The organism is Nocardioides sp. P4_G4 (genome assembly GCF_056401085.1).
Map to the genome: position 1 here is coordinate 1 of NZ_JBFUKA010000168.1, position 2,620 is coordinate 2,620.

The window sequence follows — 2,620 nt, forward strand, 5'->3', positions numbered from 1 at the left end:
CCTGTACGCCGCTCAGTCCACGTAGCGATCGGCCGGCTCGCTCCGGCGTCCCCCGGACAGCCACAGGGCCGCCATCAGTCCGCCGAGCGCACCGAAGAGGTGACCCTGCCAGGAGATCCCGGGCTGGCCGGGCAGCACGCCCCAGAGCGCGCCGCCGTACAGCATCAGCACCACCAGCCCGACCAGCACCTGACCGGGCCGGCGGGTGACGAAGCCACGCACCAGGAGGTAGGTCAGCCACCCGAAGACCAGGCTCGACGCGCCCAGATGGATGGTGCCCGCGCCGCCGAAGAGCCACGTGCCGACGCCGGCCACGAGCCAGACCAGCGTGGTCACCGCCGCCCAGCGGGCGACGCCCGAGAGCAGCACGAGGAAGCCGAGCACCAGCAGCGGGACGGTGTTGGCCAGCAGGTGCCCGAAGCCGCCGTGCAGCAGCGGCGCCCACGCGATGCCGGTCAGGCCGTCCGGGTCGCCGGGCCGGATGCCCTCGGCGTCCAACCGGTTGCCGAGCAGCGTGTCGACGATCTCCGAGACCCACAGCACGGCGACGAAGCCGGCGCTCCACACCCCCGCGCGGACCCAGGAGGGCCGCGTGCGAGTGTCGAGGGCGCCGGAGGTCACGCGATCGAGCGTACGAGGGTGCCGGGGAACGAGCCTGGGGCGGCTGCGATCACCGGGCGCCCGGTGACTCCCGGAGGGACGTCCGCCGCAGGTCCGGGAGCAGCGCGACGAGCCCGAGGACCGGGAGCACGGCGAGGCAGGCGAGGCTGCCGGGGATCCCGATGACCTCGCCGAGCCCGGCGACGACCGCCGAGCCGACGCTGCCTCCCACGAGGAAGAGGAGCGTCGCGATGCCGAGGGCGACCCCGCGGACGTCGGCGTGCACGGCGTCGCCGACGAGCGCGGTGAGGGCGGGCTGGCCGATCCCGAAGGAGACGGTCGCCAGGGCGACGGCGATCGCCACCGGCACGGGCGCCACCAGGTGGGTGCCGAGCGCGGCGAGCAGCATCGTCAGGGCGGCGACGACGCCGGCGACGGCCAGGCTCCAGGAGCCGCCGATCCGGTCGAGGAGGGGGCCGGTCACCCGCGGCACGAGCATCGCCACGACGGCGCTGGGCACGAGCAGCAGCCCGACCTGCCAGGGCTCCCAGCCCGCGTGCACGAGGACGGCCGGCACTCCGATCAGCAGGGCGAACCAGGATGCGGGGACCGACGCCGCGGCGAGCGCCGAGCGCACCACGCGACCGTTGCGGATGACCGAGAGGGGGAGGAAGCCGTGCGGGCGACGGCGTACCCGCAGCGCCACCAGCGGCGCACCCAGCAGCACCATCAGCGCGCCGACCACGGTGATGGTCAGCCCGCTCGTCGGGGACTGCACCAGCAGCACCAGGCCACCCGAGGTGACCGCCACGAGGACCGCGCCGATGATGTCGAGCCGCGCGCCGCTGCCGCCGCCGGCCAGCGCGTGCCAGAGGAACGGGATGACGATCACGCCGAGGATCGGCAGCGCCATCACCGCCCGCCAGCCCAGCGCGTGCTCGACGACGCCGCCGAGCAGCGGGCCGAGACAGCTGATGGCCGCGGCCGTGCCGGCCAGCCGGCCGAGCGCGAGCCCGCGGACCGGGCCGTCGTACCGCGCACTCAGGGCGGTGACGCCCAGGGTCGGAACCGCCGCGGCGCCCGCCCCCTGGAACATCCGCGCGACGAGCAGCACGCCGAACGTCGGGGCGAGGGCCGCCGCGATCGCGCCGACGGTCATCAGGCTGATGCCGAAGACCAGCGGGAGACGTACGCCGACCAGGTCGCTGACGCGCCCGTAGACCGCCGTCGTGACGGCCAGCATCAGCACGTAGAGGCTGATGCTCCACGCCGCCGACCCGAGGCTGACGTCGAGGTCGGAGGCCATGAGCGGCAGCGCGATCGCCGCGGACGACGACCCCATGCCGGCGAGGCCGAAGAGCAGGCCGAGCAGCAGGGACACCCGACGGGAGTCGTCGGGAGCCTGGACCGGGGTCGTCACCGTCTGCACCACGTCGGGTCGCAACACCGACCGGCGCCCCGACATTCCGACGAGGGACCTCAGACGTCGGTGACGCGCAGCCCCGCGTGGCACTTGTAGCGCCGGTTGATGGCGATCAGGTTGGCCGTGAAGGCCTCGACCTGGTGCGCGTTGCGCAACCGCCCGCCGTACACCCCGCGCATGCCGGGGACGGTGTCGGCGAGCTCCTGGACGAGCGTGGTGGCCTCGCGGTCGTCGCCGAGGACGAGCACGTCGGTCTCGACCCGCTCGACGGCCGGGTCCCCGAGCAAGACCGCGGAGACGTTGTGGAAGGCGCCGACGACGCGCGACCCGGTGAGGATCCCGGCGGCCTGCTGGGTGGCCGACCCCTCCTCGACCTGCAGGGCGAACGGCCCCTGCTTGTCGAAGCCGAGCGGGTTGACGCAGTCGACGACCACCTTGCCCGCGAGGACCTCGCGCAGGGACTCGAGCAGCTCCTTGTGCCCCTCCCACGGTACGACGACCAGCACGACGTCGGCGGCCGCCGCGGCGTCCGCGTTGCTCGCCCCCGTCAGGGGGGTGCCGAGGGCCTCGGACAGCTCGGCCGCGGCCGCCTCGGCC

At 74.6% G+C, this 2,620-nt stretch carries 3 protein-coding genes; all 3 read right to left on the bottom strand.

Annotated elements, in window-relative coordinates; translation table 11 throughout:
- Positions 1-12 precede the first annotated feature (12 nt).
- The gene (locus AC1DQF_RS21445; RefSeq protein WP_477527248.1) at positions 13-621 is read right to left on the bottom strand and encodes a rhomboid family intramembrane serine protease; all 609 of its coding nucleotides are present in this window, start codon (positions 619-621) and stop codon (positions 13-15) included.
- Between the two features lie 49 nt (positions 622-670).
- Positions 671-2,047, bottom strand: a complete 1,377-nt coding sequence (locus AC1DQF_RS21450; protein WP_477527249.1) for an MFS transporter — start codon at positions 2,045-2,047, stop codon at positions 671-673.
- A 32-nt stretch (positions 2,048-2,079) separates the two neighbouring features.
- On the bottom strand, positions 2,080-2,620 hold a 541-nt coding region (gene npdG / locus AC1DQF_RS21455), incomplete at its 5' end, for an NADPH-dependent F420 reductase (protein ID WP_477527250.1).